Raw genomic sequence first — 24632 nt, 5'->3', positions numbered from 1 at the left:
TATGAAGCACAATACAAATTCAAATAAAACCTTAGTGCCTATTATTATAATTGGTGGCATGTTTGCTATTTTCGGGTTTGTAACCTGGATCAATAGTGCTTTAATACCATTTATGAAAACCATAAATGAATTAACTGAGGCGCAGTCTTATTGGGTAGCATCGGCATCTTACATTTCTTTTGTGGTTATGGCACTTCCAGCCTCGTTTATAATTAATAAAATAGGCTATCGTAAAGGGATGTCTTTGGGTTTGTTTGTTATGGCTTTGGGAGCATTGGTCTTTATACCTGCAGCCGAGGCTAGAACCTATTGGGTATTTTTATTAGCCATTTTTATTCAAGGTGTGGGTATGACTATTTGTCAAACTGCTGCAAATCCTTATATCACAATCTTAGGTCCTATAGAAAGTGGAGCGAAGCGTATGGCCATGATGGGAATAGCAAATAAGGTAGCAGGTGCTTTAGGATCAATTATTTTTGGAGCGTTATTGCTTTCTGGAATTGACGAGGTTCAAGAGAAGCTAAAAACAATATCATTAGAAGAGAAAAGTGTGCTTCTCGATGCGACAGCCAACAGTGTATATACTCCTTATATTGTTATGGCAGCTGTTTTATTTATATTTAGCCTTTTAATTAGAAAAGCACCTTTGCCCCACGTTGAAGCTGAAGACGTGGAAGCAGAAGCGGCGGGAAAAAGTACAAAAACTAGTATTTTTCAATTCCCGCATTTATGGCTAGGTGTATTGGCCTTATTTGTTTATGTTGGGGCAGAAGTAATCGCTGGCGATACAATTATTGCTTATGGTTTATCTCTTGGTTTTTCTGGCGAAGAGGCCAAGTTTTTTACAACGTATACCCTAATGGCTATGGTGGGCACCTATGCAGCAGGAGTTTTATTAATCCCTAAATATATAACTCAAAAAACGGCGTTAAAGGGAAGTGCTATTTTAGGTATTATTTTTAGTTTCTGTATTATTTACACTACAGGATTTACGTCTATCCTATTTGTTGCTGCTTTAGGAATTGCAAATGCACTAGTATGGCCAGCAATATGGCCTTTAACTTTAGATGGGTTAGGTAAATTTACTAAAACAGCTTCGGCCTTATTAATTATGGCTATTTCTGGAGGTGCAATAATACCACCATTATATGGTAGAATAGTGGATGCTAGTAAACACGAATTGGTTGTTACAGGTTTAAATGAAACCGAAGCCATTGCGACAGCTTCAACTAGTAGTTACTGGATTTTAATTCCTTGTTATGCGATTATTTTGTTTTTTGCTGTTTGGGGACATCGAATTAAAAATTGGAAGTGACGCCAAAAGTATAACTAATTCACGGTAATTGTTCCATTTGTAACTTTGGATGCGTAAGAGATTAGGAGACTAAGAATAATAAAATAGCATAAAATAGGTTGTAAAACAATGCTAAATAAAGCTCTAGTATTAAGGAGAGATTTAAAAATTAATAAAACTAAAAAACCAAAATAATGTTAGAAAGCAGTATAGACAAAGCAACAGGTTTCGAGAAAAGATTTGAAAATATAGGTACTGTTGTTTACGAAAACTCAATAACAGCATCTGCAGCAGTTGCTAATGAGATAGCAAAACTTATAAAAGATAAGCAATCTAAAAATGAACCATGTGTTTTGGGTTTAGCAACGGGGTCTTCACCAAAGGGCTTGTATGCCGAATTAGTGCGCTTGCATAAAGAAGAAGGCTTGAGTTTTAAAAACGTGATATCATTCAATTTAGATGAATATTATCCCATGGAGCCCGATTCTATACACAGTTATGTGCGCTTTATGCAGGAGCATTTATTTAATCATGTGGATATTTTACCAGAAAACTGTCATATTCCAGATGGTACTTTAGCTAAAGAAGATATTAGAAGTTACTGCGATCAATTTGAGGCTAAAATAGATGCCTTAGGCGGTATCGATTTGCAGATTCTAGGTATTGGAGGTAACGGTCATATTGGTTTTAACGAATCGGGTTCCCTTCAAAATTCTAAAACGCGTTTGGTAGCTCTAGATCACATCACCAGAGTTGCGGCAAGTAAAGATTTTTCTGGCTTAAATAATACGCCCAGAACCGCAATTACCATTGGAGTAAAAAAAATAATGGAGGCCAAGCAGGTTATCCTGTTAGCATGGGGCGAAAGTAAATCTAACATTATTAAGGCCTCGGCAGAAGGACCAGTAACTAGTCGTGTTCCAGCTTCTTATTTGCAAGAACACAGAAACGCTACTTTTGTGTTAGACCAGGCAGCGGCATCTAAACTTACTAGAATCGATACTCCGTGGTTAGTCGAAAAGATTGTGTGGACGAATAAACTCATCAGAAAAGCGGTGTTAAGTTTAGCGATTCATGTTAATAAGCCTATTTTAATGCTAACAGATGCCGACTATATTGAAAACGGAATGAGTGATTTGTTAGCAGATTCTGGACCAGCGTACGATATAAACATTAAAATATTTAATAAATTACAAAATACAATTACAGGGTGGCCTGGTGGCAAACCCAATGCAGACGATAGTAAACGTCCCGAACGTGCAGAACCTGTTAAAAAACGAGTTATCATTTTTAGTCCGCATCCAGACGATGATATTATTAGTATGGGAGGTACATTTAAAAGGTTGCACGAGCAAGGACATGAAGTACATGTGGCTTATCAAACCTCCGGAAATATCGCTGTAGCAGACGATGAAGCCTTGCGTTTTGCCAGTTTTGTTTGTGATTATAATGAAAAATTTGGTATTGAAAGTGATGAGGCGTTAAGCATTTATAACAAGGCGGTTAACTTTCTGAAAAATAAAAAATCGAGTGAAATTGATATCCCTGAAGTGCGATACATAAAGGGGTTAATAAGAAAAGGAGAAGCACGATCTACTTGCCATTTTGTTGGTATTCCAGATGAGCAAATTCATTTTATGGAATTGCCATTTTACGAAACTGGAACTATTGAAAAAAATCCATTAGGTGAAGAAGATATTAAGATGACAGAAGATCTTATTGCAAAAGTCAAACCACATCAAATATATGCCGCTGGCGATTTAGCCGATCCGCATGGCACACATAAAGTCTGTTTAGATGCTGTTTTTGCAGCAGTGAGAAACTTAAAGTCTGAAAAATTCATGGACGATTGTTGGGTGTGGCTGTACAGAGGCGCTTGGCAAGAATGGGGTATCGATGAGATTGAAATGGCGGTACCAATGGGACCAGACCAAGTCCTGGAGAAAAGAAAAGGTATCTTTAAACATCAATCGCAAAAAGATGGTGTTGTATTTCAAGGATCTGATAGTAGAGAATTTTGGCAACGTGCCGAGGATAGAAATAAAGAAACAGCAAACTTATACGATCAACTAGGTTTAGCACATTATGCTGCTATGGAAGCCTTTGTTAGATGGCATTTTTAATATTTAACTTAAATTTTTTTATTAACTTTTAAAACATAAAAGACATGAGCAATTATCATATTAAGCATTTAGAAGAGTACTATCAAGTGTATAGAAAATCTGTGCAAGAACCTGAAAAATTTTGGGAAGAGATTGCTGAAGAACATTTTTTATGGCGAAAAAAATGGAGCGAAGTCTTAAGCTGGAGTTTTGAAAAACCTAAAGTCAAATGGTTTGAAGGTGCGCAGCTAAACATTACAGAAAACTGTATTGATAGGCATCTTTCTACACGAGGCGATAAAACGGCTATACTATTCGAGTCTAACGATCCTAAAGACCCAGCCGAGCACATAACTTACAAACAGCTACACGAGCGGGTAAATAAATTTGCTAACGTTTTAAAAAATCAAGGCATAAAAAAAGGCGATAGAGTTTGTATTTATTTACCTATGATTCCGGAGTTGGCTATAGCTATTTTAGCTTGTGCTAGAATTGGAGCCATACATTCTGTAATATTCGCTGGATTCTCGTCTACAGCCATAGCTTCAAGGGTTAACGATAGTGATTGTAAGCTTGTAATAACTAGTGATGGTTCTTACAGAGGAGCAAAAACTATTGATTTAAAAGGCATTGTAGACGAAGCTCTTGAACAATGCCCTGGCGTTGAGACTACCCTAGTGGTAAAACGCATTCACTCGGATGTACATATGAAAGCTGGTCGCGATAAATGGATACAGCCGCTTCTAGATGAAGCTTCTAATGTTTGTGACATTGAGATTATGGAAGCAGAAGATCCTTTATTTATTTTATATACCTCTGGATCTACAGGGCAACCAAAAGGCATGGTGCATACAACTGGAGGGTATATGGTATATACCGCCTATAGTTTTAAAAACGTATTTCAGTACAAAGAAAATGACGTGTATTGGTGTACCGCAGATATCGGTTGGATAACAGGGCATAGTTATATTGTTTACGGTCCATTATTAAACGGAGCGACTACTCTAATGTTTGAGGGCGTGCCGAGCTACCCAGATTATGGTCGTTTTTGGGACATTGTAGACAAGCATAAGGTCAATCAATTTTACACCGCACCAACGGCCATTCGTGCTTTAGCAAGACAAGGTAACGATTTGATTAATAAATACGATTTATCCTCATTAAAGGTTCTTGGTTCTGTTGGAGAACCTATTAACGAAGAAGCCTGGCATTGGTACAACGATAATGTTGGTAAAAAGAAGAGTCCGATTGTAGATACCTGGTGGCAAACCGAGACAGGAGGGATAATGATTACTCCTATACCGTTTGTAACACCAACAAAACCTACTTATGCCACCTTACCGTTTATTGGTATTCAGCCTGTTTTAATGGGTGAAGATGGTACAAAATTAACCGAAAATCAAGTTGAAGGTAAGTTATGTATTAGATTTCCATGGCCATCAATGGCACGCAGCATTTGGGGAAATCACGAACGTTATGAAGAAACCTATTTCTCTACCTATAAGGGTAAATACTTTACTGGTGATGGCGCCTTAAGAGATGAGGTTGGCTACTACAGAATTACGGGTAGAGTAGACGATATAATTATAGTTTCAGGACACAATTTGGGATCTGCACCTATTGAAGATGCTGTAAACGAACATCCTGCTGTTGCAGAATCGGCTATTGTTGGTTTTCCTCACGATGTTAAAGGTAATGCTTTATACGGCTATGTTACTTTAAAAGATACTGGAGAAAGTAGAAATCAAGACAATTTAAGGAAAGAAATAAATCAAATTATTACCGAACATATTGGGCCAATTGCAAAACTAGATAAAATACAGTTTACAGACGGTTTACCAAAAACACGATCGGGAAAAATTATGCGACGTATACTAAGAAAAATAGCTAGTAACGACACGAGTAATTTGGGCGATACGTCTACACTACAAAACCCAGAAATAGTGAAAGATATTATGGATAATGTACTCTAGTTTTAAGCGTTAAACCAATTTAATTTTGAAATGTCGTTTGGTTAATTTGGTATTCATACCAATATTTTACTATCTTAAAATTGAATTAATGGTATGTTAGAAAAAAACTCAAGGCGATAAGCTTTGAGTTTTTTAGTTTTATACCTAAGTTTTTAATTCGGTTAGAAAATTTTACTATCCTCTAAGGCTTTTATCGTTGCATCATAGCCTAATTTAAAAATGCGATCTAAATTTTTTTTATCGAATGTGCCGTATTTACTTAATGCTTTAGGAGCAATTAACAGGTCACAGTCCTTAAATTTCTCGCGGTCTTCTTTAATGAATTTTAATTTAAAAGCACGTTCAATAATGCTATAAGAGTGCTTTAAATCTTTTATAGAGGTTTTTTCAAATGCGTTAATATTAACCCCAATAATTTTGTCGCATTTATCCCGTAATACATCTACAGGAAAGTTATTGAGTATGCCGCCATCAATATAATACGAATGTCCTATTTTTAAAGGTGCAAATATTCCAGGAACGGTTGCCGACGCTAAAATAGGTTTAATTAACTCGCCCTGATCAAAGATTTTGAGTGTGCCTTCTAAAATATCTGTTGCTGTGATATAAAGCTCTTTTTTAAGAAACTTAAAATCATCATTTTTTATATAGGTTTTAAAATCGGCATAAAATTTTTCTGAATCGATAAAACCTGGCTTATTTATAGCATATTTAGTAATATCTAAGGCATTAGTATCTTTAAAAAACTTAAAAATTGCTTCGTAGCTGCATCCATAAGCATACATGCCTCCTACAATAGCACCAGCGCTTGTGCCCGCAATATGGGTGGGGTGAATGTTGTGCTCTTCCAGAGCTTTTATTACGCCAATATGAGCAACACCACGCGTACCACCGCCAGATAAAACCAACCCTATTTGCATGTTTTTTTACTTTAAACGTCGAAAATAAGCAGAAAACAAAATTTATAACATGACAAGTATCAGTCGGGATATGATTTTAATCATTTTACACCTACACATAAAATCATATTTTTCTAAATTAGAATACATGTTACATGCTAAAATCCCTTAATATAAAATCGTTTTTTGTTGAAATTGGCGAACTTTCTTATTTTGCTAGTCGATTTTTTAAAGAGCTTTTTTCTCGCCCTTTTGAATTTAAGGCCCTTATAAGACAATGTTATAGTATTGGGTATCGATCTATTTTACTAGTTGCTGTAACGGGTTTTATTATAGGTTTAGTTATAACTTTACAAACCCGACCAACTTTAGAAGAATTTGGAGCAGCATCTTGGATGCCTTCTATGGTTAGCATTTCTATAGTTAGAGAGATAGGGCCTGTAATTATTGCCTTAACTTTTGCGGGTAGAATAGCCTCTGGAATTGGAGCAGAATTGGGCTCTATGCGGGTTACCGAACAAATTGATGCCATGGAAGTCTCTGGAACCAATCCCTTTAAGTATTTGGTTGTAACAAGAGTTTTAGCTGCCACGCTTATGTTGCCTTTATTGGTTATTCTAGGGGATGCTATAGCATTATTTGGCTCTTTTCTGGTAGAAAATGCTAAAGGGGCAGTATCGTTTCAATTGTATTTTAATCAAGTGTTTAATGCTTTGGGCTTTGGAGATCTTATTCCTGCTACAATAAAAACGTTTTTCTTCGGATTTGCTATTGGCTTGGTAGGGTGTTTTAAAGGTTATTATTGTAAAAAAGGGACTGTAGGTGTGGGTTTAGCCGCAAACTCGGCGGTCGTATTCTCATCCATGTTACTTTTTATAATTGACTTTATCGCTGTATTTGTAACCGATATATTTTTTGAAATTTAAACCATGAATCACACACAAATCATACACGAAAACACAGAATCTTTAAGCTCTAGAAATTGCGTGCTTGAAATTAAAGACTTGAAAAAATCTTTTGGAGATAATCATGTTTTAAAAGGATTTAATTTAAACCTTTTTGAAGGTGAGAATCTTGTTTTAATGGGCAAATCGGGTTCGGGCAAATCGGTTATGATTAAATGCTTAGTGGGATTAATGCAGGCAGATTCAGGAAGTATTAAGGTAATGGGTAAGGATATTACAAATTTAAATCGCAATGCTTTAAATGATTTACGTACCGAAATAGGATATTTGTTTCAAGGCAGTGCTTTATACGATTCGATGACGGTAAGGGAGAATTTAGAGTTCCCTTTAAGACGACATAAAAACAAATTTAGAGGTGAGGCAGATATGGAAAAATTAATTCTTGAGACCCTTAAAAGTGTAGGCTTAGTAGAAGCGATAAATTTAATGCCAGCCGAACTTTCTGGAGGTATGAAACGTCGTATCGCCTTAGCCAGAGCCATAATACTTAAACCTAAAATAATTCTGTATGATGAGCCAACTAGTGGCTTAGACCCCATAACTTCTAAAGAGATTATTGCACTTATGCGTAAAATTCAGAAGGAATATAAAACATCATCACTTATTATAACGCACGACGTAGATTGTGCCAGAGTAGTGTCTGAGCGTATTATTTTATTGGTAAATGGGGTTAACTACGCCGAAGGTAATTTTAGTGATTTAGCGAGCTCTATAGATGAAAACGTAAAAGCATTTTTTAAATGAATATTATAAATAAGACCAATTTAATTTTGAAATGTCGTATTGTTAATTTGAATTATTTTTTGCTCAGATGAGATAGAAATCGCAGATTCACGAACTCGTTATTTTACTATAATATGGGCGTGAGCTAAAATCAAAGCATAGCCAAAATTATGGTTTTATGTTATACCGAAATATGGGCGGGAAAGAAATGGATTGTGACTTTACATGGTAAGTTTACTGTAAGTGAATCTGTTGAGGTTGGTTGTTTAATTTGTATCAACAGGTAAACATGAATTAAATTAATAAAACGATTCTAAAAAAAAGAAAACAATGGATAAAACAACTAGTGAAAAAATGAAATTGGGTGTTTTCGTTATTGTGGCATTACTGCTTTTTGTGGTTGCTGTTTACGTTATAGGAGAACGTCAGAATATGTTTGCTAAAACATTTCATATTAGTGCGCATTTTAATAGTGTTAACGGTTTAATGCATGGCAATAATGTGCGGTTTTCTGGAATTAATGTAGGGACGGTAAAATCCATTTCCATGATTAACGATTCTACCGTGAAGGTGGATATGGTTATTGAACAGAATATGGTAAAACATATAAAAAAAGATGCTATAGCCACTATCACTACCGATGGTTTGGTAGGTAATAAGATTGTTAATATTATTCCAGGAAAAGGCAAGGCTGGTGTTATTGCCTCAGGCGATAGTATACGATCTTATTCTAAAATAGGAGCCGATAACATGCTAAATACCTTAAGTGTCACTAACGAGAATGCGGCATTACTAACAGCCGAATTATTGGAGATTACAAGAGCTATAAATAGAGGAGAAGGTACATTAGGGATGTTAATTAACGATACGGTTGTCGCTAAGGATATTAAGCAAACTGTACAAAATCTAAAAATAGTAAGTGCAAACACGAATAGAACAATCCAAGAGGTTAATTCCATTCTTAATACAATTGATATGGATGAAAGTGTTGCTGGCGTATTTTTAAACAATCCCGATGCAGCAAATAGCGTTAAAAATATAATTTCTAATCTTAATACCTCTAGTCAAGAAATAAACACTGTTATTAATAATTTAAATGAAACCATAATAAATGTAAAAGAAGGGGAAGGCGCTTTAAATTATTTGTCTAACGATAAAGAATTGGTGGAAAACCTGAAAGAAACCATTAAAAGTGTTAATGAAGGAACCGCTAAATTTAATGAAAATATGGAAGCTTTTAAGCATAACTTTTTAACTCGAGGCTATTTTAAAAAATTAGAGCGCCAACAAAAAAAGGCTGCAAAAAACAGTAATGATTAAAAAGATATCATGGTTGCTTGTGGTTAGTGGAGTGGACAGGCACTATAGTTAATTTTGTTTCAAAATTTTCATTGCTTTTTGATTGGTGTACAGATTTCAATTAGAAATCCATTATTATCTCTTAAATAACCTACCTTTTGTCCCCAAGGTTTTTCGGTAAGAGGCTCAAATTCGGTTGCTCCTGATTTTATTGCGTTTTGAAAATCCCTTTCTATATTTTCGGTTGTAAAGGCTAATTCGACGCCAAATGGTTTTCCTGATTTATTTATTTTCTCAAATCCGTTTTTAAAATTCGAGTTTCCCAATTCTGTTGAAGCAAATGCGATTGTGGTTTCACCGGTAATTAATTCTCCGTAATCGTTTTCAGGTGTCATAAATTTTCGCCTAAACTCAAATGCTTTTTCATAGAATTCAATCGTTTCCATGACGTTTTCGACATAGAGTATGGTGTATGCGTATTTCATACTTGCAGTTTTTTTTTGTTATTGCTTTTTATTGGTTCAACCATTAATTGAGTGGGAAGGAATTTTTATTTAGTGAATTTAACATCGGAAAAAAGCACGTAAGACTCTCGATTGATGAAATTTTGATATATCGATTACTCCTAAAACAAAAATTATTATCACAAGTGTTTTAGTCTGATGTCCTAAATCTTAAAGTCCTAAGGCCAGCATATCGAAATTTATTTTCCATAATATTCGCAGGAGGACTCTTTTTTTTAAGCTTGTTGCCAAGTTAGCAATACAATTACGCATTATTTTAATTTGCTTTTTTAGCACTTTTGCTAAACGCAAGTATCGGTATAGCCAACGTCGTCTCCATATTTTTTACCAGATCTTTGTGAAAAATATTCTTTAGTCTTAAACTCTGCTTGCGCTCTAACATGGCTAGCATGTCGACTTTTTCGTTGTTTACAATGCTTAATAAACCAGATTTTATTTTAGTAGATACCACGTTTCTAAAGCTAATTTTCGAATAAGTAATTTGTTTTAACAGGGTATTTTTAAAAGCTTCCATTTGTTCTTTTGGTGCGGTTTCATCTGTTTTTTGAATATGCACAATTTCTAAATGAGCATCAAATAGGCTTACAATTTCTATTAGCTTTTGAATGTAAAAAATATCTTCATTTTCAAAATCTGTAGCATACACCACAGTTTCAAGTTTTTTGTATTCTAGACTATTGGGAACCATCATTAAAGGACGTTCAATTTTGTCTAGTAACTTATCTGCTATATTACCAGCAAAAAGTCCTCTATTGCTTTGCCTGTCTTTCATGCCAATAATAACCAAATCTGGAGATAAGGTTTTAGCTGTGCTTAGAATACTATTGGCAACAGATACTTTTTCGACCACATGAATCGTTATGGCGTCCTCTTTAAATTGGTCGCCAAGATGTGTTTTACAATATTTTAAAACGGTATCTTTTTGCTCAAGTTGCATGCTTTTTTTTACAGCTTCTCGCGGCTGAATGATGGAACGGCTAAGTTGAGGAAAATCGTAAACATGGAGGATATGCAATTCGGCTTTAATTACTTGACTAAATTGAAATGCGTATTTTAGTCCGGAAGCACTGTTGTTTTTACAATCTGTTGCGTATAGAATTTTTTTCATAGCCGTTTTTTATTTGGTCTTAACAAATTTACAATTTTTTAATTTTTTCGAATGGTGTTTTTAGAATATTATAACGCTATTTTATAAGCCTTTCTTCTGCTTTGATACACCTTTAAATATTATGGGAAATATACAGTTTACCATTGGGGTTTCAATTAGTTTTATTAAAAGAATTAGGCTTTAGCAAAACCAGATTAATACGCTAATTGAGCTTGTAGCATGAGGAATTCGTTTAAATTAATATTATCGATAACGCCTACAAGCTTATCGTTTTCTAATACAGGGAAAAACGGAATTTTAGCACTCACTATTATGGGGTATGCTTTATCCAAACTGTCATGACTTTTTATGGTTTTAAAATCGGTGCTCATAAGGTCTTTAACTAAAATGTTTTTATTAGAGTTTTCAATAATAGTTTTGTGATACAATATACCTTTAACCATGCTATCTTCCATGACTATAAAGTTGTTTTCGGTACCAGAAATAATTTTTTTAACGACCAAATCTATGGAGTCCTTAGGATGAAAAGTTGTGATATCGGTTATCATGGCATCATTAACATTATGACCTTTTAGTAAAGCCAAATTTTGCACCATTTGGTTTTCGGCATAAGCTCCTAAGAAAATAAACAAAGCGATTATAATTAAAAAAGGATTAAATAATAACCCGACCAACAAAAAGAAAACAGCAATAAATTGCCCAATGCTAGATGCGATTTGTGTAGCCTTTACACGATTCATTTGCATGGCTAGTAACGCTCTTAAAATACGTCCGCCATCCATAGGAAATGCTGGAATAATATTAAAAACAACCAAACCAACGTTGACTATAAATAAATAAAATAAGAGATTTTTAAAAGAATAAGTCATCAAAACCTCAAAAGCTTCTGTAAAATTTAGGTGCAAGTAATCTTGTACAGGAACAATAAAATAAAGCAATATAGCAATAACAACGTTTACTAAAGGACCTGCCAGAGTTACTAATAACTCTTGTCTGGGTGATTCTGGAATGCGCTCTAAACTAGCTACACCTCCAATGGGTAATAAGGTTATTTTTTTAGTGTTTATTCCAAAACGTTTCGCGGTTAAAGCATGGCCTAATTCATGCAATACAACGCATACGAATACAGCTAAAATTAAGATGATATTAAAGATTATGCTTTCGGTATTGCCCCCTCTTTTTAACTCGCTAAAAATTATCCATGCGATTAAAAAGAAGAAAGTCCAATGCACCAAAATTTTTATTCCAGAAACGCGACCCAGACTCAGATTTGCTTTCATTTAGATAAATATTACTTATCGATAACCTCTACCGTCCATTTCTTATTTTTGTTTAAAACGGCATAGATGTTATCGGTTATTTTTTTTGATGTTATGTTTGGAGGCGTGCGCAATCTTGTTTTGCTTAAAACAATATTAACGCCCTCTGGATTTAAATAATTCTTAATTTCACCGTCCTGATCTATAACCACTTCAAAAGACCTATGGAATACAACGTTTTTACCGAGTATCTCATTTTTTCCAATGCGCTCTTCAATGACATGAAGCACCAAAGCCTTGTTATTTTCAAAGTTTGTGGCATTCAAAAATTGCGGTTCTATAATGGTTTCACCAGTTTTGTCGATATACCCAAAATAGGTGATACCATCTTTTTTTTCAGAAATTAAGCATCTACCGTTTTTAAAAACAGGATACTCGCCTTGAGCAGAAGGCGTTGATACCAAATCGTCTCTAAAATCTATAACAAGCGTACCTTCGTTATTTATAAAGCCCCAGGTATTGTTTTTTTGTACCGCGATAAGATCATCGGACATTGGTGCAATAAAATCTAGGTTTTTAATAGTTTGAGTAAACCCAAAAAAAGGAATTAATATTAAAGCAATTACAATTTTTTTCATAGCTAAATGTTTTGTGTTATTGTGATATGTGATAAAAGTATATACTTTTTCTGTGACGTAAAATGATATTGATCAACTTGCAAGTCATTTTACAAATGTGGTTTTATGGCTTCTACGATTTGATTTTTTTGAAGCACACCAGATTGTCTCCAAACTTGTTGGCCGTTTTTAAAAATTAACATTGTGGGTACACCTTTAACCTGATATTTACTTGCTAAGGATTGGTTTTTATCAACATCAATTTTTATAATTTTTATGCGTTCTCCAAGCTCACTTTTCACGTCTTTTAATATGGGGGCAAGCATTTTACAAGGGCCACACCAGTTGGCATGAAAATCTACTAAAACAGGCGTTTCAGAATGTATTATGTCGTTAAAACTACTTTTCATAATTTATATGTTTTTTAATTCAATATCTAGTTTAGCAAGTACTATAAGCTCAGATTTATTGAGACCAGAAAAGGCATGAGCCATTTCAGTGGCTGTTTTTATAATGAGGCGTTTTAAGTTGTCGGTAAACAAGTGTTTGTTTTCGTTTTTGTAGGTCACAAAATCTTTAAAACAGGTTTTAGCACTAAGTTTACCCTCATTATTTAAAGTTTGAAAAAAAAGCACAATTTTATTCGCCCCATCTTTATAATGAACATCTTCAATAACACTAACATCTAACCAATATTTTTCTACCAATTCTTGTAACTTCGTAACCTCTGCTGGGTGAACTTTTTTATCTGTAGCGGCAATTGCGTAAAACAATTTGCCTAGATTTTGGTAAAAATCGATTATGATATCCTCTTGAGTCTTCATATTTTTATTTCTTCAAAGAAATTAAAGCAATAAATTTACAAAGTAGTTATATGTTTAGACATGATATTAATCAGTTTATACTAACTTTGGGTTACTCCTATTTAAAGAGTTGTTTATGTTTAAAAAAGATCAAGATATATTTAACATTCTTTTAGAAGCTATTTCTGAAGGCGTTATTATTGTAGATAAGGATCAGCATATCGTGGAATTTAATTCCTTTGCCCAAGATATTTTCGGCTACACCAAAGGTGAAATTGTTGAAAGAGCACTTCATTTACTTATTCCCTCAAAGTATCATGCTACTCATTTTAATTATATAGAGCGATTTATAGAAAGAGGAAAGCGACGTAAAATTGGCAGTGGTGTGGATGTTTATGGTTTAAAAAAAGACGGTACTATTTTTCCAGCAGAGGTGGAGTTAAATCCTTTTTATATTTACAACAAAACCTACATTATGGTTTTGGTTAAGGATATCTCTGAAAAGAAAAAAACAGAAAAGACATTAATGCTTAAAAGTAGAGCCTTAGAATCGGCTAGTAATGGTATTGTTATTACCGATGCCTTGCAACAGGATAACCCGATTATTTATTTTAATGCGGCTTTTCAAAAACTTACAGGGTATGAAACTAAAGAGATACTCAATAATAATTGTAGGTTTCTTCAAGGTAATGATAATAACCAAAAACCTTTAAAAAAACTTCGAAAAGCTGTAAAGAAAGGCGAGAGTTGCCAGGTAATTTTACGTAATTATAAAAAAGACGGCACCTTATTTTGGAACGATTTATACGTCATGCCTATAACTAATAATGAAGGCATTGTGACTAATTTTATTGGCATTCAGAATGATGTTACTAAGCGAATGGAAATTGAAGAAGAGCGCCAACATTTAGCTACTATTTTCGATGAGTCTTTAAACGAGATCTTTGTTTTTGATGCTAAATCCTTAAAATTTCTAAATGCAAACTACGGTGCACAAAAAAATATTGGATACGCATTAGAAGAGTTGATTAATATGACTCCTTTAGATGTAAAATTGTATAATGATGAAGCCGATTTTCGCAAGATAACTAACACACTGTTGCACAATCGTGAGGAAAAATTAAAGTTTGAAACGGTAAACAAACGTAAAGACGGTTCAACATATCCCGCAGAGGTACATTTACAATTGTCGTATTTAGGCGAAAAAGAAGTTTTTGTAGCCTTTATTATAGATATCTCAGAGCGTATTAACTATACCACAAAATTGGAGAAAAAGGTTGAAGAAAGGACGAAACAACTTGAAATTGCACTCAATAAAGAAAAAGAGCTTAATGAGTTAAAAACAAAATTTTTATCTCTAGTTTCTCACGAATTTAAAACGCCTTTAAGTGGTATTTTAACGTCTTCCCAATTACTAAGCAAGTACACATTATCTGAGCAGCAAGAAAAACGAGATAAGCATATAAAAACGATTACCGACAAAGTTCATTACCTAAACAATATATTAAATGACTTCTTATCGTTCGAGAAATTAGAATCTGGTAAGGTTAACTATAAATTAACTCATTTTAAGTTAAGTAAAGTTTTAAACGAAGTGGTTTATAATGCTAATATGCTTTTAAAAGAAGGACAGCAAATTAATTATCCAATAAATGTGGATGAGCTTACTATTTTTCAAGATGAAAAAATCGTCGAGTTAGTATTGTCCAATTTACTATATAATGCCATTAATTATTCTCCAGAGCATAAACCTATTGAAATTGAGGTTGAGCAAAATAGCAAAAACACAATTTTTAAAATTAAAGATCAAGGTATAGGTATTCCAGCCAAAGACCAAAAACACGTTTTCGAACGTTATTTTAGGGCTGAAAATGTGGTAAATACCCAGCAAGGTACTGGTATAGGTTTAAATATTGTTAAGAATAATTTAGAAAATCTTGGGGGTGAAATTAGTTTTGTTAGTGAAGAAAATAAAGGCACTATATTTACGGTAATAATTCCGAATCAAGCAACTTTGTAAGCTAATAAATGGGCGTCCTTAAAAAGGAATAATTAAAAAGTCGCTTCAAGCATAAAATACGTAATTCTTATAAATGTTGATATAATAAACAATAAAGCAAATGAAAACAGTTTTACTAATAGAAGACGATGTGGTTTTACGCGAAAATACGGCAGAGCTTCTAGAATTATCAAACTACAAGGTAATAACGGCTTCAAATGGTAAGTCTGGAGTCGAGAAAGCCAAAAAACATGTTCCAGATATTATTGTTTGCGATATTATGATGCCAGAATTAGATGGCTATTCCGTACTTAAAATTTTATCTAACAATGAAAGCACAAAGGTTATTCCTTTTATTTTTTTATCAGCGAAAACAGAGCGAGAAGATTTAAGAAAAGGGATGAATTTAGGAGCAGACGACTATATTACTAAACCATTTACAGAAGAAGAGCTGATAAGCGCCATAGAGAGCCGCTTAGCAAAAGTTGCTATTTTAAAGGATGTCGAGCAAACTAAAGAGGAGCAAACAGATAGCAATGAAGGAGCAATAAAAACCTTAAATGATTTAAAAGTTTTTTTTGAAAACCATGGCGACGAATTTCATTTTAAAGACAACGATATTATTTATCGAGAAGGAGATCGCGCTAACTTTATTTATTTAATACTAAGCGGAGCCGTTAAATGTTACCAAATAAACGAACTAGGGAAGGAACTAACAACGGCCTTATATAAAGAAGATGATTTATTTGGGTACAACTCTTTAATTAATAACATCCCACACAAAGAAACCGCAACGGCTATAGGCAATACCCAGCTTATGGGGATTTCAATCGCAGATTTTGAAGCCATACTTAATAAAAACCATAAAGTGGTAATTGAGCTTGCAGAATTATTAGCCCGCAAGCTCACTACGGTTAAAGGTGAGTTATTGCAAATGGCCTACAATTCGGTATATCAAAGAACAGCAGCAACTATTTTAAAATTTGCCGAAAAAATTAATCGAAAACCCGAAGACGCGATAAGTATTTCTCGAAACGATTTAGCTAGTGTTGCTGGTATTGCTCCAGAAACACTTATTAGAACTTTAACACTATTAAAAAAAGAAGGTATTATAAGTACAGAAGGTCGAAATATTAAAGTTACAAATATGGAAAAACTAAAAAGCATTAACTAAGAATAAAGGGGCCACACGATAACTAAATGGCTATTTATGATTAAAAGTGAGCAATATCATTTTACAAAAAGAGGGTAAATACTAAATTCGCTTTAGTAAAGATTTTGTAAAATGAAAAATATATTACTTCCAACCGATTTTTCCGAAAACTCATGGAATGCCATAAGGTATGCTTTGAGCTTTTTCGAAAAACAGCCATGTAATTTTTATGTTTTGCATGTTAGCGCGTTAAATTACAATATGGCTAGCGATGTGCCACATTTAACTACGCAAGATGCTATAGACGATTTTTTTATAAAGCCTGCAAAGCGAAAACTTAGAGGTGTTTTAGAACGTATTTCTACAGAGGTTCCCAGCAATAAAAATCATAAGTTCTTCACGCTTACCGATTATAATTTTTTTATCGAATCTATAAGAACCCATGTCGACCAATATAAAATAGATTTTATAGTCATGGGAACAAAAGGGGCTTCTGGATTAAAAAAGATTATTATAGGGAGCAATACTGGCGATGTTATAACAAAAGTAAAGTGTACTACTTTAGCAATTCCAGAGAATGCCACTTTTAAAGAGCCCGACGAAATCGCTTTTTTAACCGATTTTTCTATTTCGTATGATATCGAGGTACTCCACCCACTAACCGAAATTTTAGAACAACAAAAAGCTGCATTAAAAATTCTTCATATCAAGAAAAATAGTGCAGACTTAGACAACACTCAAAATAAAAATAAAGGATTGTTAGAAGATTATTTTAATCACTTAGATTATGATTTTCATTTTGTAACGAGCAAGAAAATTGAGGATGCCTTGCAATGCTTTGTCGAAAGTAGGCATATTGATATGGTATGCATGGTGGCAAAAAATTTAAATTATTTTCAGCAAATCTTTTATCACAATAAAGTTGAAGCCATAAGTTATCACACAGAAATACCGTTTTTAGTTGTACACGAAAAAAATTAAACACTATGGATTATTCAATGTTTTTAGCCAAATTTTGGGGTTGGTACCTCATCATATATTTTACAATATTAAGTTTTAACCCTAAGCGTATTAAGCAGTTCTTTGTTTATTTAAACAACGATAAGTTTTTAATAATATCGTCGTTTCTTGCCATAATGATGGGTTTAATAAATATTTTATTACATAATGTATGGGAGTTTAGTTGGAAACTTATAATCACCATTATTGCTTGGTCTTCCCTTGTAATTGGGTTGTCTTTGTTTATCTTTCCTAGGCGAACAATTGCTTTTTTAAAGTACATTAATGTAAAATGGGTACAAGTTATTTATACCTTATTATTGCTTGTAGGCTTGTATTTACTAAATGTAGTGTATAATGTTGTGCCTGTATAACATTTAAGCTGAAAAATAAATATACCAATCAAAATTAAAATATACCCTTAAGACTTTCTTAGGGGTTTTTAATTTTTGAGCTTTTTTAGCTCATAATAAAACATAAGATTAATTACTTTATTTACCTTTAAACAAAATTCTCATTGCATTTTTAAAAATAATCCCTGAAATAAGGGATGTAAACCTTCATTTATTTACAGAACTTTGTATTAGAAGAACAATTAGCCTATGTAAATGCACGAAATAGAAGGTTTGGTAGAAGATTCCGTTCAGTTAGTAGCGAAGTCTTAAATGAAGACTAAAGAGAGATTTTCAAAACCTCTTAAGTCCCTTCTATCGAGAAAATTGATAGTTCTTAACCCTCAAATTTAATTTTTGTTATGTACTTAATTAAAACGCATTAAAAAAAAGAATTTAATACTTTGGCTCAAATCACTTTTAGCCAAGCAAAATTTTCACAAAACTATGAAGACCACTTTTAAAGCACTCACAATTATAATTTTAGGTTTTTTGGTAGCCTGTAATACCAAAACTTCAGAAAAACCTCATGTAGATAACACACTTAAAACAAGGGCAGAAGGACTTGCCGTCGACACGGTTTTTGTGTCTACAGAAGCTGTTCAACCAGGCGAAAACACCTTTTTCTACGGACAAACGTTCTATACTAATTTTAAGGATATTAGTGGTTTTAAAATCGTTAATGGCGATTATTTTCCCGAGTTGGAAGTGGTAGTCGTTTCTAAAGCAGGCACTGTTTTGTTGGAAAACAAGAATTTATTCGGCGGTTTAGGGCAACCTCAAGATGTATCTACATTACATGGCTTGCTAATTTTGGCAAACCCTATTTTTTCTGGAGACACATATACCGCTAGGTATAAACTATATGATACCAAAGGCGATGCGGCTTATTTTTCTGAAATGGATTTTAAAGTAATTCAAGATCCACATATCGAAATTGAAGAAAACGGACTAAAGGTCAGAGAAGTATACCTTTTTAATAAGTTTAAAGACAAGGTGTTTACCGATGGTATAGTCGGTTTTGATGAAAGTATATCCTTAGATTTTCAATTGTTAGAAGGCTATAAAATTAAGAATAATAAAATTGAATTGGGCATGGAAATTCATGTCACCGATGCTGCCGGAGTAGAAATTACCAAATCTAAAGATGCTTTAGAGAACCACAGCTATGATGTGATTAGAGATGAAGATGTTATTCAATCTACGCTTATCTTAACAAAAGGCAGACTTAAAAACCCAATAACATGGCAGGTGCGTTTGTGGGATAAAAATAGTGATGCCGAGCTAACTGCTACAGCCACCATAACAGCAAAATAGAATGAAAACAATTACAACAAATGCTTTTAGTGTGGCCCTGCCAAATGGTTTTCAAGTTCTTGAGCAGACTAAAATAGGGCTTAGAGCAGAAAATAGTCATAAAAATTGCAAGATCCAGCACCTACATTTGGAAGTAAGGCTTTTTAAGTTGGAAGATTTACAATCTGATTCCTACAAAGGCAGTACGCTCCAAAAAAAATGGGAAGATTGGTGCCTATCACGTCATTACAAGTCTGAGCTTTTAAGCTTCGAGGAAACGCCATTTAAAGGCTTTAAAACCTATATCGTCCATGCGCATACCGATGCCCCTTGGAACAACATCCATTTTAAGCTCCAATATTTTCAAGTCGCTGTGTTTTTAGACGACACCTTCTTTTTAGAATTTAAAACCGTTCACGAAAAAATAGCTTCCAATAGATTAGATGATTGGGTGGGAGAAACCTTTAAATCCCTCTCTGTTTTAGGCGATGAAGATGCTAGGAAACAGGCCTATGCACAGCATCTAATAGACAATCAAAAGGAATATAAAAATACACTTGAAGCGCAAAAAACTAACGAGCAAAAAGCTGCAGAGCGTAAAAAAAATAGCTTTTTAAAAGTTCAAATTCCCGCAGATGGTCAAGAGGTTTTTAAAGTGGGGGAATTTTATTTTGATTTCGTTTCAGAAGAAACTGGTATTAGTATTGGTAAAATGTCTAGAGATTTACAGCTCAACATCAAAGGAAAAACTAAAAACACCAAAAAGGCTAAGAACGCAAAAATTTTAGATGATTATCCCGGTGATGGAACAGTTAGCTTTACTATTCCCGCAATAGGTATTCACCATAACGGAGAAGTTAAGGGACAATTTTATTTCGAAGACGGAAAAACCAATGCGCCATTGTTTTTAAATGCCAGAAGTAAAGGTTTTGAATACGGTTTGGCTTTTAATGGTTCGGTTACCTTTACTAGCGGCTGGGTTTTACTTAAGGGGGAGATGACTAAAAGTTACCATAATAAAGCTTATTCTATTTTCGTAGCAAAAAAAATGGATGTTTCTGGTTTAAATTGGTCCCATTATAGGTTTAGCTCAATGGAAGAATCGGCATCCGCCAAGACTGAAGAGGTACGTTGGCTTTCTTTGCGTAACCCTAGTTTTTTAAAACTTCCAGGGGCTCTGTTTGGGTTTAAAAACTTACAAGAACTCACCATTTTTAATAAAGACGCTAATTATAGTAATACTAAACTCCCTCTACACGAAATCCAGGAAGCCATTGGTAAACTCTCACAATTAAAACGCCTTAGTATTAGTGGTGCTGCCTTAGAACATCTTCCTGAAAGTATTGGCCAACTTACCGAGTTGGAACAGTTAAATATAAGTAACTGTCAGTTAAACACTATACCACAAAGCATTTTTGAGTTGCCTAAATTAAAATATCTTTGGTTGTCTTCTAATAAATTAAAACGTGTTCCAGAAAATATTGATTTGCCTGCCTTGCAAAATATTTCTTTAAATAATAACAAATTAACGAGCTTGCCCGAAGCTCTGGCTAAGCAACCTCAATTAAAACAAATAAAACTAAACAACAATCCTCTAAAAATCTTGCCTGATGCCTTTAACATAATCAAGGAGATCGATTTGGCTATTGAAGATAAGTTGTGCTTACTTGATTTTGGTTACAAAGGAGCGGACGGAAAGGGCTTGGTACCATGGAAAGATAACGTCTTTTGGGCACAAAACGATGCCAATTTACTATCTGAAATCCAGATGGTTCTCAAAGAAAAGAAACTGGAAGAACATGCAACGGGATTACAATCCATTGTTAAGAAAGCCATTGGTTTTAGTCATGAAGCAGCAGAAGATTATAGCAAGGTGGGTAATCACCGTTTTGGTGGCATGCCAGATTTACCCGAGAACATGCCTTATCCTCGATTTGGAAAGAACTGGCGTGAAGGTAAGGAGGATTATGTTTATGAATTTATAGGGCAAATCAATTGTGAGGCCATTGCCCATTTGCAAGACTATTTGCCACGAACGGGTAGTTTATTTTTCTTTTTAGAGACCATGCACCATATTTACGCACGAGACAATAATCCTGGGAAAGTTATTTATGTAAAAAATAATAAGGCCTTGGCTTCCGGCAAACGTTTTCAATTTACCGAAGACGATTATTTTGAAATGTTTGATCAGGCTTACGCTCCTTATAAAGTAAAACCTGATAAAATAAATAGTGCGCCTTCCTTTTATGCAAGTTATGTAAATAAGCACCATTTTTTGGGTGAAGCGAAAAAACTAATGGACAATGAACAACTTCTGGATAGTCTATACGATAGCTTTGAGCGCCCTATTAACGATAAAAACAACTTTCAGTATGCCGTAAACGCATACGGGTTTACCCAGCATGAAGCCCCAGAATTACAAGCATCCTTATCCAAAAAAGGAAATCCCGAAGATTGGGTAATATTACTAACGGTAACTTCGGCAGGCGATATGCAATGGGGAGATGCGGGCGATTTGTTCTTTGTTATCCATAAAAGTGATTTGGCAAAACAAGATTTTACAAATGTGTTCGTAACATTGGAGAGCAGTTAAGAACTGAGTGTAAATGATACACCTCAAAATTAAAGACAAAAGCCATAAATTCGTTTTAAGGCAAGGTGTTCTTACAGGCAGTTGCATCTTAGACGAAAATTGGCGTAACATGGACTATAAAAATGTGGATAGTGTTCTCAGGTTTTCCGTTTTGCTAAGCTATGAAATGCTTTTAGAAGATACCGATGCCATAATTTTTGGAGGTACTGGTTAAAACAGCTTAGAAACCCATTTTTTGGTTGCCCAATAGTTATGAGTTTTATTGTAAAAGCTTGGGTGAAGTTAACATTTGAAACAGGTGAACTTTAGAACATTATGAGTTTGTAAAATTTTAAAAATTTTCCTAACAAAAGATAGCTGTACTAATGCTTATAGCTTCTTTGGTTGGTGCAAAGATGCGATTGCTTTTAGTGTCTTCAAACAAATGCATTTCCCTTTATAAAATTTATCCCATAGTTATAAAAAAGATATATTTCTACCTTTTTTATCAGATTACACAGGAGAACTTCAATAAAAACATTAAAAGGATAGTACTGCCCCTAACGTATTTCCTGAAAATGTAAAATTGAAACTAATTATTTTGTTAGGACTATTATTGTACTTTTCCTTATACTTTTTATTGAGATACATGTCTATGGCTTCCACAACAAAATAACTCGTAGCCCAACTTAAGAAAACATCGCTCGCCCAATGGGCATCGGCATAGATTCTTGAGATACCTGGAATAAGTCCAACACTATAGATTGGAGCCTTTAACCACCAGCTCTTAAATTGTTTTGCTATAACGTGAGCATTTGTAAAGGTGAGTACAGCATGACCTGAAGGGAAAGATCTGTATTTTGGATCACCACCTAAAGGTTTAAAATGATGATTTCCAAATCCTGCACTCGGTCTGGCTCTACCAGCAGCAGATTTAGTGAGTTGCTGTAAAAAACCTGTGGCTGTAGCAGAAGAAATGAGTAAAACACCAGTGCGTCGTAGCTTTTCATTTCTGGTAAATAGACCAGTTAAATATACAGCACCAGTAACACCATAATTATTTTGTGGGCTACCTGCATACCATCCATAGTCTAATAATTCTTTTGGTACGTTATCTTTGTGACTTCTCAATTTTGTTGAAATATTTTCGTCTAGTAAGCTAATTCCTATGGTGGATGCTACCACACCACCCAATTTTAAGAAGTCGTTACCTTGCCAATACAATGGTCTTGAATAAGTATAACCAACTCCTGAAAATATCGTTCCCATATCGTAAGTAAAATCATTCCATAAAGTAGTCCTATCTTTTTCAATTTTATTTTTGGTTTGCGTATGTAATACATTACTAAAAAATATAGATACTACTAAAAAAAATATGAAATATGGTTTTGAAGGTTGATAATTTAGATGGTTTTTAATGCTGAAATTCATTAGTTTGGTCATGTTTGGTTTCACCCGAAGAATTCACTATTTCTAGGGAAGTATATTAGTAAAGTGTTGAATTTGATGGTCTAACAGCAAATGTTTAATTTTAAAAAATAATCGCCATTTTGAGTGTCAAAATTAAATTGTTTTGTCTAGGAAACCAATCACTATTTGTTAATTTTTCTGGTCGATAAATAAGCTTATATGTGCCATAGGTTTTGGGAGTATTTTAACATCAATATCAAGAGAGCAAACCGCATGACAACGACCTAACGCAAACAAACCTTCTTCTTTATTGAGATAGCTTAATTGCTCTGTAGTAAAATAACGCTTCCAATTTTGTGCCTCCAGCCAATATGAGCCAGAACCACTAGCTATAGCAAAAATATCGGTTAGTTTTTCATCATTAAAAAAATGTTTTTGACTAAGTAAATTATAATGTGCGAATTCATGAGTCATTATAAACACCAAATTTGATATCTTTTTTAGGGTGGTCATTCTTAATTAAACCTAAAACCCAAATCACTTTTTTGGTATTCCACAATTTTAAGTTGTTCGTTTTGTAAAGTTCTGAAGTAGCTATAAATGCACTAGGTTCTTTGGTTTCAAAAGGCTTTTTTCAAAAAAAATCAAGTTGTATTTCAGCATGGTCTAAGTTCATATGACGTTTTACACATTCAAATATCTCGAGGGCCTCTTCTTTGTTTAACTCATTAGCATAGGTATGAGTAAAGGAAAAAGCATTGATCTATTTAAAATCTATTTCAGGAAACAAAAGCTCCAACAAATGAAATTGATAATTACGATTACTAGGGGTATTAGGTAGTCTGTATTTTAGTTTACTTTTCCAGTACATGAACTGTCATATTTTAAAAAAAAGTCTTCAAGTTAAAAATAGAGTAAATGTAGCATCTTAGCGTAAAAAAACCGCTAAAACCTTATATTTTCACTGAAAACAGGGGGTTTGAATAAAAGGAATTAATTTAGTTTTATAATATATTTATAAATTAGATATAATATTTAAACAAACACCGCTATTTTAACCTGTGTAATTGAGAAAACTCCAACTTTTAGGACAAATTTATAAAGCTTTTAAAGATGTTGCATTAGAAGAGGGCGTTGGTTTATGGGAAGATTTAGTATTAGACGATAGGCTAGAAATCACTAATGAACATTAGTATTATAAAGTAAAAGATGAGCGACATGATTGACAAAAAATTCAATTTTAGA

Annotated in this window: 23 protein-coding genes; 14 read left to right on the top strand and 9 right to left on the bottom strand. The window is 33.8% G+C overall.

Annotation, left to right across the window (positions count from 1 at the left end):
* Position 1: 1 nt before the first annotated feature.
* From FEZ18_RS02240 to acs, 3 genes are all read left to right on the top strand, one after another.
* On the top strand, positions 2–1315 hold the full coding sequence (locus FEZ18_RS02240; protein WP_153266812.1) for a sugar MFS transporter: 1314 nt from the start codon (positions 2–4) through the stop codon (positions 1313–1315).
* Between the two features lie 173 nt (positions 1316–1488).
* Positions 1489–3417: a glucosamine-6-phosphate deaminase gene (gene nagB, locus FEZ18_RS02235; protein WP_153266811.1), complete on the top strand. Its 1929-nt coding sequence runs from the start codon at positions 1489–1491 to the stop codon at positions 3415–3417.
* A 44-nt stretch (positions 3418–3461) separates the two neighbouring features.
* Entirely contained in the window at positions 3462–5369 is a 1908-nt protein-coding gene (gene acs, locus FEZ18_RS02230) for an acetate--CoA ligase (protein WP_153266810.1), read from the top strand.
* Between the two features lie 161 nt (positions 5370–5530).
* Here acs and FEZ18_RS02225 read toward each other — a convergent pair whose 3' ends face one another.
* Positions 5531–6289 carry a patatin-like phospholipase family protein gene (locus tag FEZ18_RS02225; RefSeq protein WP_153266809.1) on the bottom strand — a complete coding sequence of 253 codons (759 nt, stop codon included), beginning with the start codon at positions 6287–6289 and terminating at the stop codon, positions 5531–5533.
* Between the two features lie 134 nt (positions 6290–6423).
* On the opposite strand from FEZ18_RS02225, the gene FEZ18_RS02220 reads away from it, so the two are divergent.
* The 3 genes from FEZ18_RS02220 to FEZ18_RS02210 all read left to right on the top strand — a co-directional run bounded on the left by FEZ18_RS02220 (position 6424) and on the right by FEZ18_RS02210 (position 9276).
* Positions 6424–7194, top strand: coding sequence for an MlaE family ABC transporter permease (locus tag FEZ18_RS02220; RefSeq protein ID WP_153266808.1), 771 nt, complete (start codon positions 6424–6426; stop codon positions 7192–7194).
* A 3-nt stretch (positions 7195–7197) separates the two neighbouring features.
* The gene (locus tag FEZ18_RS02215; RefSeq protein WP_153266807.1) at positions 7198–7977 is read left to right on the top strand and encodes an ABC transporter ATP-binding protein; all 780 of its coding nucleotides are present in this window, start codon (positions 7198–7200) and stop codon (positions 7975–7977) included.
* Between the two features lie 309 nt (positions 7978–8286).
* Positions 8287–9276, top strand: a complete 990-nt coding sequence (locus FEZ18_RS02210; RefSeq protein ID WP_153266806.1) for an MlaD family protein — start codon at positions 8287–8289, stop codon at positions 9274–9276.
* Positions 9277–9344: 68 nt separating this feature from the next.
* Here the strand turns inward: FEZ18_RS02210 and FEZ18_RS02205 are convergent, their stop codons facing one another.
* The 6 genes from FEZ18_RS02205 to FEZ18_RS02180 all read right to left on the bottom strand — a co-directional run bounded on the left by FEZ18_RS02205 (position 9345) and on the right by FEZ18_RS02180 (position 13587).
* Positions 9345–9740 (bottom strand): VOC family protein, encoded by a 396-nt coding sequence (locus FEZ18_RS02205; protein ID WP_153266805.1) that lies wholly within the window; start codon positions 9738–9740, stop codon positions 9345–9347.
* 295 nt (positions 9741–10035) lie between these two features.
* Positions 10036–10887, bottom strand: coding sequence for a universal stress protein (locus FEZ18_RS02200; RefSeq protein WP_153266804.1), 852 nt, complete (start codon positions 10885–10887; stop codon positions 10036–10038).
* A 194-nt stretch (positions 10888–11081) separates the two neighbouring features.
* Positions 11082–12167, bottom strand: a complete 1086-nt coding sequence (locus FEZ18_RS02195; RefSeq protein WP_153266803.1) for a site-2 protease family protein — start codon at positions 12165–12167, stop codon at positions 11082–11084.
* A gap of 11 nt (positions 12168–12178) precedes the next feature.
* A complete protein-coding gene (locus tag FEZ18_RS02190; RefSeq protein ID WP_153266802.1) occupies positions 12179–12784 on the bottom strand; it encodes a WG repeat-containing protein in 606 nt (201 codons plus the stop codon).
* An 89-nt stretch (positions 12785–12873) separates the two neighbouring features.
* Positions 12874–13173, bottom strand: a complete 300-nt coding sequence (trxA, locus tag FEZ18_RS02185; protein WP_153266801.1) for a thioredoxin — start codon at positions 13171–13173, stop codon at positions 12874–12876.
* Between the two features lie 3 nt (positions 13174–13176).
* The gene (locus tag FEZ18_RS02180) at positions 13177–13587 is read right to left on the bottom strand and encodes a hypothetical protein (RefSeq protein WP_153266800.1); all 411 of its coding nucleotides are present in this window, start codon (positions 13585–13587) and stop codon (positions 13177–13179) included.
* 115 nt (positions 13588–13702) lie between these two features.
* On the opposite strand from FEZ18_RS02180, the gene FEZ18_RS02175 reads away from it, so the two are divergent.
* The 7 genes from FEZ18_RS02175 to FEZ18_RS02145 all read left to right on the top strand — a co-directional run bounded on the left by FEZ18_RS02175 (position 13703) and on the right by FEZ18_RS02145 (position 22212).
* On the top strand, positions 13703–15586 hold the full coding sequence (locus tag FEZ18_RS02175) for a PAS domain-containing sensor histidine kinase (RefSeq protein WP_153266799.1): 1884 nt from the start codon (positions 13703–13705) through the stop codon (positions 15584–15586).
* 100 nt (positions 15587–15686) lie between these two features.
* Positions 15687–16739 carry a response regulator gene (locus tag FEZ18_RS02170; RefSeq protein WP_153266798.1) on the top strand — a complete coding sequence of 351 codons (1053 nt, stop codon included), beginning with the start codon at positions 15687–15689 and terminating at the stop codon, positions 16737–16739.
* 111 nt (positions 16740–16850) lie between these two features.
* Positions 16851–17699 carry a universal stress protein gene (locus tag FEZ18_RS02165; RefSeq protein WP_153266797.1) on the top strand — a complete coding sequence of 283 codons (849 nt, stop codon included), beginning with the start codon at positions 16851–16853 and terminating at the stop codon, positions 17697–17699.
* A 5-nt stretch (positions 17700–17704) separates the two neighbouring features.
* A complete protein-coding gene (locus tag FEZ18_RS02160) occupies positions 17705–18091 on the top strand; it encodes a hypothetical protein (protein WP_153266796.1) in 387 nt (128 codons plus the stop codon).
* Positions 18092–18556: 465 nt separating this feature from the next.
* Positions 18557–19426: a hypothetical protein gene (locus FEZ18_RS02155; RefSeq protein ID WP_153266795.1), complete on the top strand. Its 870-nt coding sequence runs from the start codon at positions 18557–18559 to the stop codon at positions 19424–19426.
* A gap of 1 nt (position 19427) precedes the next feature.
* Positions 19428–21998, top strand: a complete 2571-nt coding sequence (locus FEZ18_RS02150) for a DUF1963 domain-containing protein (RefSeq protein WP_153266794.1) — start codon at positions 19428–19430, stop codon at positions 21996–21998.
* 13 nt (positions 21999–22011) lie between these two features.
* Positions 22012–22212 (top strand): hypothetical protein, encoded by a 201-nt coding sequence (locus FEZ18_RS02145; protein WP_153266793.1) that lies wholly within the window; start codon positions 22012–22014, stop codon positions 22210–22212.
* Positions 22213–22517: 305 nt separating this feature from the next.
* Here FEZ18_RS02145 and FEZ18_RS02140 read toward each other — a convergent pair whose 3' ends face one another.
* Entirely contained in the window at positions 22518–23408 is an 891-nt protein-coding gene (locus tag FEZ18_RS02140; protein WP_228122812.1) for a phosphatase PAP2 family protein, read from the bottom strand.
* 168 nt (positions 23409–23576) lie between these two features.
* Positions 23577–23861 carry a hypothetical protein gene (locus FEZ18_RS02135; RefSeq protein ID WP_153266792.1) on the bottom strand — a complete coding sequence of 95 codons (285 nt, stop codon included), beginning with the start codon at positions 23859–23861 and terminating at the stop codon, positions 23577–23579.
* A 593-nt stretch (positions 23862–24454) separates the two neighbouring features.
* Here FEZ18_RS02135 and FEZ18_RS14810 point away from each other — a divergent pair.
* Entirely contained in the window at positions 24455–24580 is a 126-nt protein-coding gene (locus FEZ18_RS14810; RefSeq protein ID WP_255473332.1) for a hypothetical protein, read from the top strand.
* The last annotated feature ends 52 nt before the right edge of the window (positions 24581–24632 follow it).

This window comes from Oceanihabitans sp. IOP_32 (assembly GCF_009498295.1).
Taxonomy (GTDB): Bacteria; Bacteroidota; Bacteroidia; order Flavobacteriales; family Flavobacteriaceae; genus Wocania; species Wocania indica.
This window is presented reverse-complemented; position numbering and strand designations above follow the sequence as displayed.

What these genes read in the sequence shown, in the direction of transcription:
- FEZ18_RS02240 (WP_153266812.1), top strand. Translation starts at nt 2, where the DNA reads ATGAAGCACAATACAAATTCAAATAAAACCTTAGTGCCTATTATTATA.
- nagB (WP_153266811.1), top strand. Translation starts at nt 1,489, where the DNA reads ATGTTAGAAAGCAGTATAGACAAAGCAACAGGTTTCGAGAAAAGATTT.
- acs (WP_153266810.1), top strand. Translation starts at nt 3,462, where the DNA reads ATGAGCAATTATCATATTAAGCATTTAGAAGAGTACTATCAAGTGTAT.
- FEZ18_RS02225 (WP_153266809.1), bottom strand. Translation starts at nt 6,289, where the DNA reads ATGCAAATAGGGTTGGTTTTATCTGGCGGTGGTACGCGTGGTGTTGCT.
- FEZ18_RS02220 (WP_153266808.1), top strand. Translation starts at nt 6,424, where the DNA reads ATGCTAAAATCCCTTAATATAAAATCGTTTTTTGTTGAAATTGGCGAA.
- FEZ18_RS02215 (WP_153266807.1), top strand. Translation starts at nt 7,198, where the DNA reads ATGAATCACACACAAATCATACACGAAAACACAGAATCTTTAAGCTCT.
- FEZ18_RS02210 (WP_153266806.1), top strand. Translation starts at nt 8,287, where the DNA reads ATGGATAAAACAACTAGTGAAAAAATGAAATTGGGTGTTTTCGTTATT.
- FEZ18_RS02205 (WP_153266805.1), bottom strand. Translation starts at nt 9,740, where the DNA reads ATGAAATACGCATACACCATACTCTATGTCGAAAACGTCATGGAAACG.
- FEZ18_RS02200 (WP_153266804.1), bottom strand. Translation starts at nt 10,887, where the DNA reads ATGAAAAAAATTCTATACGCAACAGATTGTAAAAACAACAGTGCTTCC.
- FEZ18_RS02195 (WP_153266803.1), bottom strand. Translation starts at nt 12,167, where the DNA reads ATGAAAGCAAATCTGAGTCTGGGTCGCGTTTCTGGAATAAAAATTTTG.
- FEZ18_RS02190 (WP_153266802.1), bottom strand. Translation starts at nt 12,784, where the DNA reads ATGAAAAAAATTGTAATTGCTTTAATATTAATTCCTTTTTTTGGGTTT.
- trxA (WP_153266801.1), bottom strand. Translation starts at nt 13,173, where the DNA reads ATGAAAAGTAGTTTTAACGACATAATACATTCTGAAACGCCTGTTTTA.
- FEZ18_RS02180 (WP_153266800.1), bottom strand. Translation starts at nt 13,587, where the DNA reads ATGAAGACTCAAGAGGATATCATAATCGATTTTTACCAAAATCTAGGC.
- FEZ18_RS02175 (WP_153266799.1), top strand. Translation starts at nt 13,703, where the DNA reads ATGTTTAAAAAAGATCAAGATATATTTAACATTCTTTTAGAAGCTATT.
- FEZ18_RS02170 (WP_153266798.1), top strand. Translation starts at nt 15,687, where the DNA reads ATGAAAACAGTTTTACTAATAGAAGACGATGTGGTTTTACGCGAAAAT.
- FEZ18_RS02165 (WP_153266797.1), top strand. Translation starts at nt 16,851, where the DNA reads ATGAAAAATATATTACTTCCAACCGATTTTTCCGAAAACTCATGGAAT.
- FEZ18_RS02160 (WP_153266796.1), top strand. Translation starts at nt 17,705, where the DNA reads ATGGATTATTCAATGTTTTTAGCCAAATTTTGGGGTTGGTACCTCATC.
- FEZ18_RS02155 (WP_153266795.1), top strand. Translation starts at nt 18,557, where the DNA reads ATGAAGACCACTTTTAAAGCACTCACAATTATAATTTTAGGTTTTTTG.
- FEZ18_RS02150 (WP_153266794.1), top strand. Translation starts at nt 19,428, where the DNA reads ATGAAAACAATTACAACAAATGCTTTTAGTGTGGCCCTGCCAAATGGT.
- FEZ18_RS02145 (WP_153266793.1), top strand. Translation starts at nt 22,012, where the DNA reads ATGATACACCTCAAAATTAAAGACAAAAGCCATAAATTCGTTTTAAGG.
- FEZ18_RS02140 (WP_228122812.1), bottom strand. Translation starts at nt 23,408, where the DNA reads ATGAATTTCAGCATTAAAAACCATCTAAATTATCAACCTTCAAAACCA.
- FEZ18_RS02135 (WP_153266792.1), bottom strand. Translation starts at nt 23,861, where the DNA reads ATGACTCATGAATTCGCACATTATAATTTACTTAGTCAAAAACATTTT.